This window comes from uncultured Algibacter sp., assembly GCF_947490405.1.
GTDB lineage: Bacteria > Bacteroidota > Bacteroidia > Flavobacteriales > Flavobacteriaceae > Algibacter_B.
In genome coordinates this window covers 694350-709333 of record NZ_CANLGU010000001.1, presented here as the reverse complement: position 1 = coordinate 709333, position 14984 = coordinate 694350, and the positions used below count along the sequence as shown (strand labels likewise).

Below are 14984 nucleotides of genomic sequence, written 5' to 3'. Positions count from 1 at the left end.
ATTTTTTCTTTTTGTGACGGTTAGCGCGTCTACGTTTTTTACGTTTGTGCGTCGCTACCTTATGTCTTTTACGTTTTTTACCACTTGGCATAAATAGTGTCTTTTAAATTAATAATTCGTTTTAATACTGAAAACCTATAAATATTATAGGAAACAATACTTGGTTTTTATTTAACGTCTACATTTGTTTTAACGCTTTCTACAAATACTTTTGCAGGCTTAAATGCAGGGATATTATGAGCAGGTATTTTTATAGTAGTGTTCTTAGAAATGTTTCTTCCAGTTTTCTCAGCTCTAGTTTTAATTATAAAGCTTCCAAAACCTCTTAAATAAACATTATCACCACTTTCTAAAGAAGTTTTAACTTCTTCCATAAATGTTTCAACAGTTGCTTGAACATCACCTTTTTCAATTCCTAATTTCTCAGAAATTTTTGCTACTAAATCAGCCTTCGTCATTTTTAATATATATTTTTTAGATTACTATAAATTATAAAAGGGATGCAAATATATGCATTTAATATTCAATATTTCAAACCTAATTCACTAAAATTTAATATTATAAACGTTTATTTTTGTTTACTCGATTAAATGAATTCATGAGATTTTCAAAAACCTTAACACATTGGTATTCAAATAATAAGCGGAATCTTCCTTGGAGAGAAACTCAAGAGCCATATCGAATTTGGTTGTCCGAAATTATTTTACAGCAAACTCAAGTAAAACAAGGGTTACCTTATTATGATGCTTTTGTAAATACGTATCCAACTGTTTTTGATTTGGCTAAAGCAGAAGAAAGTGAGGTGTTAAAACTGTGGCAAGGACTTGGCTATTATTCTCGTGCTAGAAATTTACACGCAACTGCTAAATATGTGGCTGATGAACTTGGGGGTAAATTTCCTAGTAACTATAAAGCGCTTTTGAAACTTAAAGGCATTGGTGATTATACGGCTAGTGCTATTTCTTCTATTTGTTTTAATGAAGCTTCTGCTGTGGTAGATGGGAATGTCTATAGAGTTTTATCGCGCTATTTTGGGATGGATACACCTATAAATTCATCAAAGGGCGTTAAAGAATTTAAAGCATTAGCTCAAGAATTAATAGACGCCAAAGACCCTGCAACCTACAACCAGGCTATTATGGAATTTGGAGCTATACAATGTAAACCCAAAAACCCATATTGCCCTATTTGTCCGTTTAAGGATAGTTGTTTAGCGTTTAATAAAAATAGAATTGACGAATTACCTGTAAAGATTAAATCAGCGAAAGCGAAAAAAAAGTATTTTAATTTTTTGGTGTTTATCTCTGAAGATGGAAAAACCATATTAGAGAAAAGAGAGGGGAAAGGTATCTGGCAAAACTTATATCAATTTCCTTTGATTGAAACAGGTAATAGTATGAATCTTGAAGTTTTTAAGAATGAAATTGAAAACCATAAGCTTACAAAAGGTCTACATTTTGAATTATCATTATATAATGAGGACGCTATTATTCATAAATTGTCGCATCAGCATTTATATACAAAGTTTTGGATTGTAAATATGGAAGCACTTCCTGTTGAAGGTATTTCAGTTAATAAAATAAAAACATTTGCAGTTCCTATTCTGATAGGGAATTTTATCGAATCATTTAATTTTTAAAGTTGTCTTCTAAGAAGGTTGCTTTGTGAAACTATTTAAACTTTTATACCTAAAGTATTAGGACTTTAGATTGATTTGGCTGTATAAAATTTTGCTAATTCTTTATTTTTGAAGTGTTTAATGTTAACACTCATATTTTTTTATTAATTTTAAAAAAATGAAGCGCAATTATTTACTTTTGTCTTTTAAATAATAAAATATGGCTGGTACGTTAAACAAAGTGATGTTGATTGGGAATTTAGGTGATGATGTTAAGATGCATTATTTTGAAGGTGGTGGTTGTGTTGGACGTTTTCCAATAGCTACCAGTGAAACCTATATTAGTAAACAAACTAATGAGCGTATTACAAACACAGAATGGCATAATATAGTAGTTAGGAATAAAGGTGCTGAAATTTGTGAAAAGTATTTAAGCAAAGGTGATAAAGTATATATTGAGGGTAGATTGAAAACCAGAAAATGGACAGACGACAAAGGAAATGACAGGTATTCTACTGAAATTCAATGTAACGATTTTACGTTTCTTTCAACTAAAAAGGATAGCGAAAATAACGCATCAAATGCGGCACCTGCAGCTCCAAAGTCTGCAGTAAATCCGCAAACAAGTAATGAACCTATTACAGAAGATAATGATGATCTTCCATTTTAATAACACACTCGATAACTTTTCGAGCGTTTTAAGTTTAATCAAACCAGTTGTAATTGGATCCTGACCCTGCGAGTTGTATATTACTAATTAGTGCAATTGATGTTTCAGTTGTTATTAGTTTTGCATTGTTGTTTTTACTTTTGTTATGTTCTGCTCTAATTTCTGGAGCCGAAGTGGCTTTATTTTCATTAAACAGAGGAGATATTGAAGATGGTTTAGAGCAAAAATCTAAACGTTTAGAAATTCTATCACAACTTTTAGAACGCCCAAAAAAATTACTAGCAACCATCTTGGTAGCTAATAACTTTATAAATATTGCCATTGTTATTTTGTTTGCCTACCTAGGCGATTATATGTTTAGTAATATTGATAATATTAAAGTTAAATTTTTTGTTGAGGTTATTGTTGTTACTTTTTTAATTCTACTTTTTGGTGAAATTCTTCCCAAAATTTATGCAAGTAGAAACAATCTAAAATTTGCAGCATTTATGGCTTATCCACTTAAGGTTTTAGATGTTGTATTGTCTCCAATAAGTTTACCAATGCGAAGTGTAACCTTGGGTATTCATAATAAACTAGGAAGACAAAAATCTAATTTGAGTGTCGATCAGTTATCCCAAGCTTTAGAATTAACAAGCGAAGAAGATACCACAAAAGAAGAGCATAAAATTTTAAAAGGTATTGTATCTTTTGGTAATACAGATACAAAACAAGTTATGCGCCCAAGAATAGATATTTTTGCATTAAATATTGAGCAGAAATATCTTGAAATTATGCCAGATATTATTGAACATGGATACTCCAGAATTCCTGTTTACAAAGATAGTATGGATACTATTGAGGGCATCTTGTACGTAAAAGATTTATTGCCTTATATTGATAGGAAACAGTTTGATTGGACCACTTTGTTACGCGAACCTTTTTTTGTTCCCGAGAATAAAAAGTTGGATGATTTAATGGCAGAATTTCAAGAAAAGAAAGTGCATTTAGCTGTTGTTGTAGATGAATATGGAGGCACATCAGGATTGATTTCTTTAGAAGATATTATTGAAGAAATTGTTGGTGATATTAGTGATGAGTTTGATGATGAAGATTTAATGTATTCAAAACTTGATGAGAATAACTATGTGTTTGAGGGGAAAACTGCTTTAAAGGATTTTTATAAAATTATAAGGTTTGAAGATGATACGCTTTTTGAGGAAAATAAGGGGGAAGCAGAAACTATTGCTGGGTTTGTTTTAGAAATTTCTAAAAGCTTTCCGAAGTTAAATAGTAAAATAAATTTTGAAAATTACGTTTTTACTATTGAAGCGATGGACAAAAAACGTATTAAACTTATTAAATTCACGATACTGTAAATGGCAAAATATAGTTTTTTTCTTTTTTTAGTGTTGTTATGTTTTTCTTGTGGTGAAGATTATGTGCCAAAACCCAAAGCTGCATTGAGGTTAGAGTATCCTAAAGCGAAATATGTAGATTTGAATTTAGAGTTACCTTTTGTTTTTAAAAAAAACTTGTTGGCTACTAAAGTAATTGCAAAAGAGCTTAAAGCTCCAACGAAAAGTTACGGAGTAAATTTAGAATATCCAGCATTAAAGGGAACCATTTTTTTAACCTATAAAGCTATTGAAAATAAGGATGAAAATTTAACGGCTTTTTTAAGAGACGCTCAAAAGTTTACTTTAGAACATACTAAAAAGGCAGATGAAATTCCTGCATATCCTTTTGAAGATAGTGCTAGGAAAGTTTACGGAATACTCTCAGAAGTAAAAGGAAATGTAGCGTCTCCAGCTCAATTTTATGTTACTGATAGTCTGAATCATTTCTTAACAGGTTCTTTGTATTTCAATGCAAAGCCTAATTATGATTCTATTTTGCCAGCAACTAATTATTTACAAAAGGATATTAAGCGTATTATGGAATCTATTACTTGGGAATAAAAAAGACTTCCAGTTAAGGAGAAGTCTCTTCTTGTTTTTTATATAGAGCTAATCAATTAAGCGTCTTTTATAGTGCAACATGTTTTTTTGCAGTCAGCTTTACAAGCCACTTTTTCATCTGCTTTAACTTCACCTTTACAACATGTTTTTTCACATCCAGGTTTACAGGTTTTTTTGTCCTTGTTAGCGCAACAATCTTTTTTACAATCAGCAGAACATACTTTTTTAGTTGAGAAATCCTCTACTGTTTTCATATCACTTACTTTATAAGTATCAGATACTTTCGCAACAGTTTCCTCTAAGTTAATGGGTGTTACCTTGGCTTCATTGTATTCAACCATAGCTAGTTTTTTGTCAAAATCTACAGTTGCAGATTTTACGCCATCCATTTTTGCTATTTTCTTTTGAATTTGAGCAGCACAACCCATAGCACAAGTCATACCGTCAATGGTGAATTCTGCTTTTGCATAAGTTGCATTTGGATCTATTTTTTTTACAGTTTCAGCCTCAACTTCTACTGTTTTAACCTCTGGATTCTTTTCGTTTTTACAACTAAAAGCAAAATAGGCAATTATTGCAAACGTTAAAATATGTTTTATTGTTTTCATCAGGAAAATCTTTTTAAGAGTTACACAACAAAATTAATAAATAATGCGGTTTATTGTGTTAAAAAGCTGAATTTTGTAGAGGTCAAAATAAAGACAATGAGTGGTATAAGTTCTAAGTGGTTGTATCTTTTTGTGCTCTCATTAATTTGGGGAAGCTCATTTATACTAATTAAGAAATCACTTTTAGGGTTAACGCCTTATCAACTCGGGGCTTTAAGAGTTGTAATTACTGGTTTGTTTTTATTTGCAATGGGTTTTAAGTCGATTAAATCGATTAAGCCTTCAAACTGGAAATGGTTAATTATTTCAGGGATTTTAGGGTCTTTTATACCATCGTTTTTCTTTGCTATTGCAGAAACTGAAATTGATAGTGCTGTGGTTTCGGTTTTAAATTCGTTGGTTCCATTAAATGCTATACTGTTAGGGTTTGCTGTTTTTAAAATAACTTCTACAAAACGGCAAATAATAGGAGTAATTATCGGATTTATTGGAACTGCTATACTTATTTTAAAAGGAGCAAACCTAAATCCTAGTCAAAATTACTGGTATGCAATTTTCGTGATTTTATCTACATTAATGTATGCTACCAATGTTAATATTATAAAAAAGTACTTGCAAAATGTAAAACCATTAGCTATTGCTACGGGAAATTTTGTAGGGATTTTTGTGCCAGCAGTAATTGTATTGTTTTTTACAGATTTCTTTTCAGTTGAAACATTTAACCAACCTCATTTTAAAATGGCGATGTTGTACGTCATTATACTGTCGTTTTTCGGTACCGCCTTGGCTAAAATATTATTTAATAGACTAGTTCAAATTTCTACACCAGTATTCGCCTCATCTGTGACATACTTAATGCCTATAGTCGCCTTGATGTGGGGTTTTTTAGATGGGGAAACATTTAGTTGGATTCAAGGATTTGCTAGTATTATCATTCTATTTGGTGTTTATTTGTCTCATAAAAAGAGTAACTAAAAATCGATCAATTGTATTTATAATCAAGGAGTTAAAACGAAATTTTATAGTGTAAAATTATTTTTATTCAGGAATTTTTACGAAATTTAAGAGAATTAATCCCTGCCAAATATGAAAAATTTATCACTCCCCATTCGTTTTGGAATAGTAACCAGTGCCGTATTAATAGCCTATTTTTTAGTTCTGTCTTTGGTTGATAAACACACCAATCCTGCTTTTAGTTTTGTAAATGCTTTTATCACTGGTTTTGGAATATACGAGGCAATTCGTTTAAGTAAATTGGAAGATCAAATGGGTTTTACTTATGGTGAAGGTTTTAAAACAGGTATAATTACGGGTTTTGTGGCAACCATTTTGTTTACTGTTTTCTTTTTGTTTTATGCAACTGAGATTAATAGTGCTTTTCTCACTAATTTATTAGAAAAAATACAAGGTAGTTTTAATGTCGATATAGGTATGGTAACCTTTGTAGTTGCTGTGATGGGGCTAGCAACAACCGTAGTTTCTACTTTAACAGTAATGCAACTTTTTAAAAAGTCCAGAAATATAGCGTAAAATTAATGATAACGTTTGTAGATTAAGGAAATAGAACTATATTTGCACTCATTTTTGAATAAATTAATTAATAAAAACGTTACGCTATGTACGCAATTGTAGAGATAGCAGGGCATCAATTTAAAGTTGAAAAAGACCAAAAAGTTTTTGTTAACCGTTTACAAACTGAAGAAGGTAAGAAAGTATCTTTCGATAACGTTCTTCTTTTAGGTGATGGTGACAAAGTAACTGTAGGCGCCCCAGCTATAGACGGAGCACAAGTAAGTGCAAAAGTCTTAAAGCACCTTAAAGGTGATAAAGTAATAGTTTTCAAAAAGAAAAGACGTAAAGGTTACCGTGTTAAGAATGGTCACCGTCAGTCTTTAACAGAGATTGTGATAGAAAGTATCGCAGCTTCTGGAGCTAAAAAAGCAGCTCCTAAAAAGGAAACTAAAAAAGCAGAACCAAAAGTAGAGGCGAAAGCTGCTACACCAAAAGCTAAACCAGCTGCTAAAAAAGCAACGGGAAAAGCTGATGATTTAAAGAAAATCGAAGGTATTGGTCCAAAAATAGCATCTACGTTAGTGGAAGCAGGAATCGCAACTTTTGCAGATTTGGCTAAAGCTAAACCAGCTGCAATATCAGAAATCATCGCAGGAGTTCGTGGAAATCACGTTACAGATACATGGCCAGCACAAGCTAAATTAGCTGCTGACGGTAAATGGGATGAGCTTAAAAAATGGCAAGACGAATTAGATGGTGGTAAAGCTTAATTGCTAAATCACTTAGTTTAACAATATAAAAACTTAAGACAATGGCTCACAAAAAAGGAGTAGGTAGTTCTAAGAATGGTAGAGAATCAGAATCGAAACGCTTAGGTGTTAAGATTTTTGGTGGACAAGCTGCTATTGCTGGAAACATTATCGTAAGACAACGTGGTAATACACATCACCCTGGTGAAAATGTATACCAAGGGAAAGACCATACTTTACATGCACAAGTTGACGGTATTGTAAAGTTCACTAAGAAAAAAGACAATAAGTCTTTTGTTTCTATCCAGCCTTTTGAGGCTTAAGAAACTTTTTCTTAAAAGAATTAAAAAAACCCTTTCTGGAAACAGAAAGGGTTTTTTATTGATTCAAAATATCATTTATAATTTTAAGATGGTGTTTAGTGTGCATTTCTAAAAAGCGAAGGGTTTGTTTTTTTGAAAGCATACCAAAAATATAATGTTTAAAATAGGCCTTTTTTGGGAGTGTTTTAAGCTTTACAATATGTGTTCTTGCAGTTTGTAATTGACTTATTAAATCTTCTTGCTTAATTACTTCAGGAGGTCTTACTATTTTTGGAGCTTTTGCTTTTCCTCTTGGTATGTAGCATAACGGAAATAGAATAAGCCTCCTAACATTAAAATTTCTTTTGTAATCTTCTGGTTTGGAGTCTGCAATCCATATGCTAACAGCATTAAAAACTTTTAAACTGTGGTCTAGCTGCCAACCAATATCTGAATTCGAAACTGCTCTATTTCTTATTTCTTTATTAGGTATATGAGCTTCTATTTCAGATAATAAGGTGTTTACAATTTCGATACGCCGTTGTTCCATTTTTAAAAAATATTTTAAAAGATATTAATTTAATTCTTAACTTTAAGCTATTGCATTACGCAATTGATGTATTGTTTTACTTAAAAATAAATGATTATGCTGCCATTTAGATCTGAAATTAGAAACTCCCCAACGCAACCTACCATTAAGATTTTTTTAAGTGACGAGTCTTTAGATGCACGAATTAAAAAACATTTAGAGCATTTTAAAGAAATAGAAGATATCGAGATTTGTGACGGTATAGCTAGAAATAGAGCTTGTGAAAGTATTACTGTGTTTTTAAAAGAGGATGTAGATATTAATAAAATGAAAACATCTATTGATTCTAGTTTGTGGTGGTACTTTGAAGAGGATTTGGTGGATTAAGGCTAACTGTTTTTTGCGTTAGGGATTGAACGGCATGTTTGAAATCCCCGACATAGGAGGGATTGAGTAGTGAAAGTCCGACCCTGTTTTGGGTAACGCCTAAATAAAAAAATCCCAAACGTTGCTGCTTGGGATTTGTATTTTTTAGGTTCTATTAATGAGATTCCTGCTTTCGCAGGAATGACAGACTAATATCTGTAATGCTCTGGCTTATAAGGGCCTTCAACAGTTACGCCTATATACTCAGCTTGGTCTTGCTTAAGTTCTGTGAGCTCCACACCAATTTTTTCTAGGTGTAGTTTTGCTACTTTTTCATCTAAATGTTTTGGTAACATATATACTTCGTTTTTATAGGCATCAGCGTTTTTCCAAAGCTCGATTTGAGCTAAAGTTTGGTTTGTAAACGAGTTACTCATTACAAAGCTTGGGTGACCTGTGGCGCAACCTAGGTTTACTAAACGCCCCTCGGCAAGTATGATGATGTCTTTACCATCAACTGTATACTTGTCAACCTGAGGTTTGATGGTGTTTTTTGTATTTCCGTAGTTATCGTTTAACCAAGCCATTTGTATTTCGTTATCAAAATGTCCGATGTTACAAACGATGGTTTTGTCTTTCATTGATTTAAAATGTTCGGCACGAACGATGTCTTTATTTCCTGTGGTTGTGATAACTATATCTGAGTTTTCAACCACAGTTTCTAGTTTTTTAACTTCAAAGCCATCCATGGCAGCTTGAAGAGCACAAATAGGATCAATCTCGGTAACAGTTACTATACTTCCAGCACCTTTAAAAGAGGCAGCTGTTCCTTTTCCAACGTCGCCATAACCACAAACTGTTACACGTTTTCCAGCTAACATAATATCAGTTGCTCTCCTAATGGCATCAACTGCAGATTCTTTACATCCGTATTTGTTATCAAATTTAGATTTTGTTACAGAGTCGTTTACGTTTATCGCAGGCATTGGTAACGTTCCGTTTTTTACACGTTCGTAAAGTCTGTGAACTCCAGTAGTAGTTTCTTCAGAAAGTCCGTTAATTCCTGATGCTAATTCTGGGTATTGATCTAAAACCATATTGGTTAAATCGCCACCATCATCCAAAATCATATTTAACGGTTTTCTGTCTTCTCCAAAGAAAAGTGTTTGCTCAATACACCAGTCAAATTCTTCTTCCGTCATATCTTTCCATGCATACACTGCAGTTCCAGCAGCGGCAATAGCAGCAGCAGCTTGGTCTTGAGTAGAGAAGATATTACAAGAACTCCAAGTAACTTCTGCTCCTAAGGCTTGTAATGTTTCGATTAGAACAGCTGTTTGAATTGTCATGTGCAAACATCCAGCAATACGAGCGCCTTTTAATGGTTGCTCGTTTTTATATTCTTCACGAAGACTCATAAGCCCTGGCATTTCAGCTTCAGCTAATTCAATTTCTTTTCGTCCCCAGTCTGCTAAAGAGATATCTTTTACTTTGTAAGCTACGTAAGGAATTGTTTTTGTACTCATAGTAATTTTTCTTTTGTTTTTTAAACCTATCTTGATTGGGATTAGTACTTAAAATAGTTAAATTCGCTAACCAAATTTATGTAATCCACTTTAGGCGGTGCAAAGATAATCAATAACATTCAGAATATTAAATGCCACTTTATAAAACCATTACACCAAATTCACAAACTACTGTTAAAGTTTGGAAGATTACTGAGTCTTACGAGGATTTGATGGCAAAGGTTAATTTGAAATCTATTGCTTTAGAGCGGGTTTTGGGTATGAAAAGTGAATTACATCAACGGGGATTTTTAAGTGTTCGCCATTTATTACACGAGTTTGGTTACACTGATTCTGATTTGTTTTATGATGAAAACGGAAAACCTCATTTAAAAGATGGTAAACAAATTTCTATTACGCATTCGTTTAATTTTTCAGCAGTTATTGTTAGTGATCTAGTAGTTGGTATTGACATAGAAAAACAGCGTGATAAAATTTCTGTGATAGCGCATAAATTTATTGATTATGAGTTTGATTATTTAAAAGAAGAAGCGAGTGATTATGTAAAAAAACTAACAGTTATTTGGTGTGTAAAAGAATCATTATACAAACTTTTTGCAACACCAGGGTTGAGTTTTAAGCAGCACTGTTTTGTGATTCCGTTTACAATTATTGATGATGAAACTATAGCATGGATAGATTATGAAAATAAAAAATACCGCTATAATATTCATTTTTTTGAGTTTGAAGGATTTACATGTGCTTATGCCATCGCCTAAATGGATGCTATTTATAAAAACATACAAGACTCTATTAGTGAAGGTGAAAAATTACTTGCCGTTTTAATTGATCCCGATAAGTTTTTACTTGAAAAAACATTTAATTTTATTGATAAAGTAAACAAATCCATTGCAACACATATATTTGTTGGCGGGAGTTTGGTGGAAGAGGGTGTAACAGAAGAGTTGGTTTTAGAACTTAAGAAATATACTAATTTACCTGTGGTTTTATTTCCTGGCGATGTTACACAAATTACTAATAAGGCTGATGCTTTATTATTTTTGTCTTTGCTTTCGGGAAGAAATCCTGAGTATTTAATAGGTAAACATATAAGAGCAGTTTCTAAATTAAAAGGTTCGTCTCTAGAGGTAATTCCAACAGGATATATTTTAATTGAAAGTGGTAAAGTTACAGCGGTAGAGAAAGTTACAGGAACTAAGCCTATTATGAGAAACAACCTTCACAATATAATAGATACGGCTATAGCAGGACAGCTTTTAGGTATGAAGCTAATATATTTGGAAGCAGGAAGCGGAGCAAAATACGGTTTAACTAAAGAAATTATTAAAGCTGTAAAAAATGAGTTGCAGGTTCCGTTAATTGTAGGTGGTGGTTTAAGAACTAAATTACAAATTGAAAACGCTTATGAAGCTGGAGCAGATATAGTGGTTATTGGTACTGCTTTTGAGGATGATGAATCGTTTTTTGATGAATTACTAAAGTAAATTGTCATACTGAACTTATTTCAGTATGTCGTATAAAATAAAAAAGCTTCCCACCTTCGTGGGAATGATAAAAAGATAAATTAATGAAAATATCAGTAGAATTAACACTAACGCCATTGCATGATGATTTTGAACCGGCCATTATTAATTTTATAAAAAAGTTAAGAGCATCTAAATTAAAAGTGCTTGAAAACCCATTAAGTACACAAGTTTATGGTGATTATGATGAGGTAATGCAAGTATTAACATCAGAAATAAAAGATGCTTTTGAGCTTATTGAACGCGGTTTGCTCTACATGAAAATTGTAAAATCAGACAGACACGATTATGAGCCCCATTTTTGAGTTTTTCTTCGGGCAATATTCCGAATATCAAACCATAGATATTATTCTAGAAATAGTAGCCGTTTTTTTTGGTTTTTTATCTGTTTTCTTTTCCAAACAGAATAATATTTTGGTTTTTCCAACAGGGATAATAAGTACTGTTATTTTTGTGTATTTACTGCTTAAATGGGAGTTGTTAGGCGATATGATGATAAACGCATACTACTTTGTGATGAGTGTTTACGGATGGTACATTTGGACGAAGAAAATTGATGATGAGCATGTTACTCCAATATCCAGAACAACATTCAACGAAAAAAAGATAAGTATAGCTATATTTTTAGCAACACTCTTATTTGTTTATTTAGTTTACCAAAGTTTTGATAAATGGACGAGTTGGGTAGCCTATGTAGATACGATAACTACAGCAATATTTTTTGTTGGAATGTGGCTTATGGCAAGACGTAAACTCGAAAATTGGATTTTTTGGATTATTGGAGACATTATTTCTGTACCCTTATATTTTTATAAAGGCTTTACGTTTACAAGTTTACAATATTTAGGATTCACATTTATTGCCATTTTTGGCTATTTAGCATGGAAGAAAAATATAAGCAACAACCTGCGAACTGTGTAAAAGTGGTTTTGTTTGGTCCAGAATCTACAGGAAAAACAACCTTGTCAAGACAATTGGCTAGGTATTATAATTCTGTTTGGGTGCCAGAATACGCCCGTGAATATCTACAAAACAAATGGAATAATGAGCGAAAAACTTGTGAGCCAGAAGATTTGTTGCCGATAGCAGAAGGACAAATAAAATTGGAAAATAAATTGGCACAAAAAACAGATTCTGTGCTAATTTGTGATACAGATTTGTTAGAAACCAAGGTTTATTCCGAAGCTTACTATTTAGGAAGTTGTGACCCAACACTAGAGAAGTATGCTTTAGAGAATTCTTACGATTTGTATTTTTTAACCTATATTGATACGCCTTGGGAAGCAGATGATTTAAGAGATAAGCCTGAGCATAGAAAAGAAATGTTTGATGCTTTCCATGATACACTACTAAAATATAAAAAACCTTTTGTGCTTTTAAAAGGTGATAAGAGAGCACGATTAGAAACAGCAATAAAACATATTAATAACTTATTAAACCCCAAAGAATAAAATGTTTACAGAAAAAGACATTAAGCAAATAAAAAGTAAAGGGATGACTCTTGAGCAGGTTAATACCCAAGTGTCTAGATTAAAAAACGGTATGTCATTTTCTGATCTTGTAGCAGCTGCTACCATAGGAAAAGGTATAGAAAGCTATGATAAAGATGAAACTCAAGAGTTGATAAATCTATATGATAATAAAAAGAACAATTTATCAATCGTCAAGTTTGTTCCTGCTTCTGGGGCAGCAACACGTATGTTTAAGTTTTTGTTTCAGTTTTTACAAAACTTTAATCCTTCAAAAGAAAATGTAAAAAAATACGCAGAACGCAAAAATGACTCTTTAATAGAAACCTTTTTTAAAAAATTAGAACAGTTTCCGTTTTATAATGAAGTAGAATTAATGCTTCAAAAGGTAAGTCCAAATTATGAAGCTTTGTCCAATGAGGATAAGCAAATGTTGTTTGTAAAAACCATGCTTGATGCTGATGGACTAAATTATAGTTTTTTACCAAAAGGATTATTGCCTTTTCATAAGTGTGAAACGCAAGTAAAAACAGCCTTTGAAGAGCATTTATTCGAATCTACTTTATATGCATCTTCTAATGGTAAATCAAATCTGCATTTTACAGTTTCAGAAAAACACCACCTCTATTTTAAAAAACAGTTTAGTGCTGTGGTAGAAGATATAGAAAATAAAACAAATACAAAATTTAATGTGTCTTATTCTTATCAAAAGGAGGCGACAGAAACTGTAGCTTTAACACAATATGATAAGGTGTTTAGAAATGATGATGATTCAATTTTATTCAGACCAGCTGGACATGGAGCGCTATTAGAGAATTTAAACGATTTAGATAACGACTTAATCTTTATAAAAAATATAGATAATATTGTTGTTGCAAATAGAAATATTGAGGTTTCTAACTATAAGAAATTATTAGCAGGTGCTTTGTTAGAGGCTCAAGAAAAAGTATTCTCATACTTGAATAGATTAGATAAAGGTGATTTGGAAGATGCTGATTTTAAAGTGATGGCTTTGTTTTTACGATATAGATTGAATGTACCTATTGTAGCGGATTTTGAAAGTCTTACCTTAGAAGGGAAAGTAAGTTATTTAAGAGAAAAATTTGATAGACCAATTCGAGTTTGTGGTATGGTGAAAAACCAAGGTGAGCCTGGTGGAGGTCCATTTTGGGTAAAAGATGATGAGGGTAAAATATCGTTGCAAATAGTGGAATTTGCACAAATTAATTTTGGTAAAAAGAATCAACAGGGTATAGTTTATAAGGCTACACATTTTAATCCTACAGATTTAGTTTGTGGTGTAAAAAACTATAAAGGAGAGAAGTTTGATTTAACAAATTTTGTAGATCCTGAGGCTGCATTTATTACTACTAAAACTCAAAATGGAGTAGATATTCAAGCCCTTGAACTTCCGGGGTTGTGGAACGGTAGTATGGCATACTGGAATTCTATTTTTGTAGAAGTGCCTTTAGAAACTTTTAATCCTGTAAAAACAGTAAACGACTTATTAAAACCTGTACATCAAGCTTCTTCTTAATGTTTGATGAAGAAGCCATATTACAGGAGTTAACTTTTAAAGCTGTTAGAAGCTCCGGAAGTGGTGGGCAGCATGTTAATAAAGTATCATCTAAAGTTGAATTATTATTTAATATTTCAGAATCGCTAATACTTGATGACGAACAAAAAGTGCGAGTTTTTGATAAGCTTCAAAGTAGATTAACAAAAGAAAGTATATTGATTTTACAGTGTGATGAAACTAGAAGTCAGCATAAAAATAAAGTGCTTATTGTTAAACGTTTTTTGAGTTTGCTTACAGAAGCTTTGAAAGTTCCAAAAAAGAGAAAGCCAACTAAAGTCCCAAAAGCTGTTATTAGAAAACGGCTAAAAAACAAACGTATACATTCTGATAAAAAGGCAAACAGAAAAAAACCAGATATAGATTAAAAAAATATAAGATTTATAATTCGTGTTTCGTAATTCGTTCTTACATTTGCAGCGTTCTCAAAAAAGGGGTGCCTATTATCGGCTGAGATCATACCCATTGAACCTAGAACAGGTAATGCTGTTTAGGAAATCGAATTTAAGACGTCATTGCGAAGTAATTTTTAATTACTGTGGAAATCTGTAAAAAATAAAAAGATTACCATGTCGTAAAAACTCCTCGTAATGACA

Annotated in this window: 20 protein-coding genes; 16 read left to right on the top strand and 4 right to left on the bottom strand. The window is 32.1% G+C overall.

The window, feature by feature from the left end; all coding sequences use genetic code 11:
- Positions 1-167: 167 nt before the first annotated feature.
- Complete coding sequence (locus tag Q0772_RS02995; protein WP_298340173.1) at positions 168-458, bottom strand: HU family DNA-binding protein; 291 nt, start codon at positions 456-458, stop codon at positions 168-170.
- A 140-nt stretch (positions 459-598) separates the two neighbouring features.
- On the opposite strand from Q0772_RS02995, the gene mutY reads away from it, so the two are divergent.
- From mutY to gldD, 4 genes are all read left to right on the top strand, one after another.
- Entirely contained in the window at positions 599-1639 is a 1041-nt protein-coding gene (mutY, locus tag Q0772_RS02990) for an A/G-specific adenine glycosylase (RefSeq protein ID WP_298340170.1), read from the top strand.
- Between the two features lie 199 nt (positions 1640-1838).
- On the top strand, positions 1839-2288 hold the full coding sequence (ssb, locus tag Q0772_RS02985) for a single-stranded DNA-binding protein (protein WP_298340166.1): 450 nt from the start codon (positions 1839-1841) through the stop codon (positions 2286-2288).
- Between the two features lie 53 nt (positions 2289-2341).
- Positions 2342-3646: a gliding motility-associated protein GldE gene (locus tag Q0772_RS02980; RefSeq protein WP_298340164.1), complete on the top strand. Its 1305-nt coding sequence runs from the start codon at positions 2342-2344 to the stop codon at positions 3644-3646.
- Positions 3647-4228, top strand: a complete 582-nt coding sequence (gene gldD, locus Q0772_RS02975) for a gliding motility lipoprotein GldD (RefSeq protein ID WP_298340161.1) — start codon at positions 3647-3649, stop codon at positions 4226-4228. It begins immediately after the preceding gene.
- Positions 4229-4284: 56 nt separating this feature from the next.
- Here gldD and Q0772_RS02970 read toward each other — a convergent pair whose 3' ends face one another.
- Positions 4285-4836, bottom strand: coding sequence for a heavy metal-associated domain-containing protein (locus Q0772_RS02970; RefSeq protein WP_298340157.1), 552 nt, complete (start codon positions 4834-4836; stop codon positions 4285-4287).
- Between the two features lie 96 nt (positions 4837-4932).
- Here Q0772_RS02970 and Q0772_RS02965 point away from each other — a divergent pair, with 96 nt between their 5' ends.
- The 4 genes from Q0772_RS02965 to rpmA all read left to right on the top strand — a co-directional run bounded on the left by Q0772_RS02965 (position 4933) and on the right by rpmA (position 7420).
- A complete protein-coding gene (locus Q0772_RS02965; RefSeq protein WP_298340154.1) occupies positions 4933-5811 on the top strand; it encodes a DMT family transporter in 879 nt (292 codons plus the stop codon).
- Between the two features lie 111 nt (positions 5812-5922).
- Positions 5923-6366, top strand: a complete 444-nt coding sequence (locus tag Q0772_RS02960) for a DUF4199 domain-containing protein (protein ID WP_298340151.1) — start codon at positions 5923-5925, stop codon at positions 6364-6366.
- 86 nt (positions 6367-6452) lie between these two features.
- On the top strand, positions 6453-7118 hold the full coding sequence (rplU, locus tag Q0772_RS02955; RefSeq protein ID WP_298340148.1) for a 50S ribosomal protein L21: 666 nt from the start codon (positions 6453-6455) through the stop codon (positions 7116-7118).
- A gap of 41 nt (positions 7119-7159) precedes the next feature.
- Positions 7160-7420: a 50S ribosomal protein L27 gene (gene rpmA, locus Q0772_RS02950; protein WP_298340145.1), complete on the top strand. Its 261-nt coding sequence runs from the start codon at positions 7160-7162 to the stop codon at positions 7418-7420.
- 55 nt (positions 7421-7475) lie between these two features.
- Here the strand turns inward: rpmA and Q0772_RS02945 are convergent, their stop codons facing one another.
- On the bottom strand, positions 7476-7949 hold the full coding sequence (locus Q0772_RS02945; protein ID WP_298340142.1) for a DUF1569 domain-containing protein: 474 nt from the start codon (positions 7947-7949) through the stop codon (positions 7476-7478).
- A gap of 96 nt (positions 7950-8045) precedes the next feature.
- Between Q0772_RS02945 and Q0772_RS02940 the strand changes: the two genes are divergently transcribed.
- Positions 8046-8315: a hypothetical protein gene (locus Q0772_RS02940; RefSeq protein WP_298340139.1), complete on the top strand. Its 270-nt coding sequence runs from the start codon at positions 8046-8048 to the stop codon at positions 8313-8315.
- A 188-nt stretch (positions 8316-8503) separates the two neighbouring features.
- Here the strand turns inward: Q0772_RS02940 and ahcY are convergent, their stop codons facing one another.
- Positions 8504-9820 (bottom strand): adenosylhomocysteinase, encoded by a 1317-nt coding sequence (gene ahcY / locus Q0772_RS02935; RefSeq protein ID WP_298340136.1) that lies wholly within the window; start codon positions 9818-9820, stop codon positions 8504-8506.
- Positions 9821-9951: 131 nt separating this feature from the next.
- Here ahcY and Q0772_RS02930 point away from each other — a divergent pair, with 131 nt between their 5' ends.
- The 7 genes from Q0772_RS02930 (at position 9952) to arfB (ending at position 14756) form a co-directional block, all read left to right on the top strand.
- Complete coding sequence (locus tag Q0772_RS02930; protein ID WP_298340134.1) at positions 9952-10578, top strand: 4'-phosphopantetheinyl transferase family protein; 627 nt, start codon at positions 9952-9954, stop codon at positions 10576-10578.
- The gene (locus Q0772_RS02925) at positions 10579-11304 is read left to right on the top strand and encodes a geranylgeranylglyceryl/heptaprenylglyceryl phosphate synthase (protein WP_298340131.1); all 726 of its coding nucleotides are present in this window, start codon (positions 10579-10581) and stop codon (positions 11302-11304) included.
- Between the two features lie 83 nt (positions 11305-11387).
- Complete coding sequence (locus tag Q0772_RS02920) at positions 11388-11648, top strand: thiamine-binding protein (RefSeq protein WP_298340128.1); 261 nt, start codon at positions 11388-11390, stop codon at positions 11646-11648.
- Positions 11632-12264 carry a nicotinamide riboside transporter PnuC gene (pnuC, locus tag Q0772_RS02915; protein ID WP_298340125.1) on the top strand — a complete coding sequence of 211 codons (633 nt, stop codon included), beginning with the start codon at positions 11632-11634 and terminating at the stop codon, positions 12262-12264. Before Q0772_RS02920 ends, pnuC begins: the two co-directional genes overlap by 17 nt.
- Positions 12225-12794, top strand: a complete 570-nt coding sequence (locus tag Q0772_RS02910; RefSeq protein ID WP_298340121.1) for an ATP-binding protein — start codon at positions 12225-12227, stop codon at positions 12792-12794. The genes pnuC and Q0772_RS02910 overlap by 40 nt, the downstream gene beginning before the upstream one ends.
- Position 12795: 1 nt before the next feature.
- Positions 12796-14349 carry a DUF4301 family protein gene (locus tag Q0772_RS02905; RefSeq protein WP_298340118.1) on the top strand — a complete coding sequence of 518 codons (1554 nt, stop codon included), beginning with the start codon at positions 12796-12798 and terminating at the stop codon, positions 14347-14349.
- Entirely contained in the window at positions 14349-14756 is a 408-nt protein-coding gene (gene arfB, locus Q0772_RS02900; protein WP_298340116.1) for an alternative ribosome rescue aminoacyl-tRNA hydrolase ArfB, read from the top strand. The genes Q0772_RS02905 and arfB overlap by 1 nt, the downstream gene beginning before the upstream one ends.
- The last annotated feature ends 228 nt before the right edge of the window (positions 14757-14984 follow it).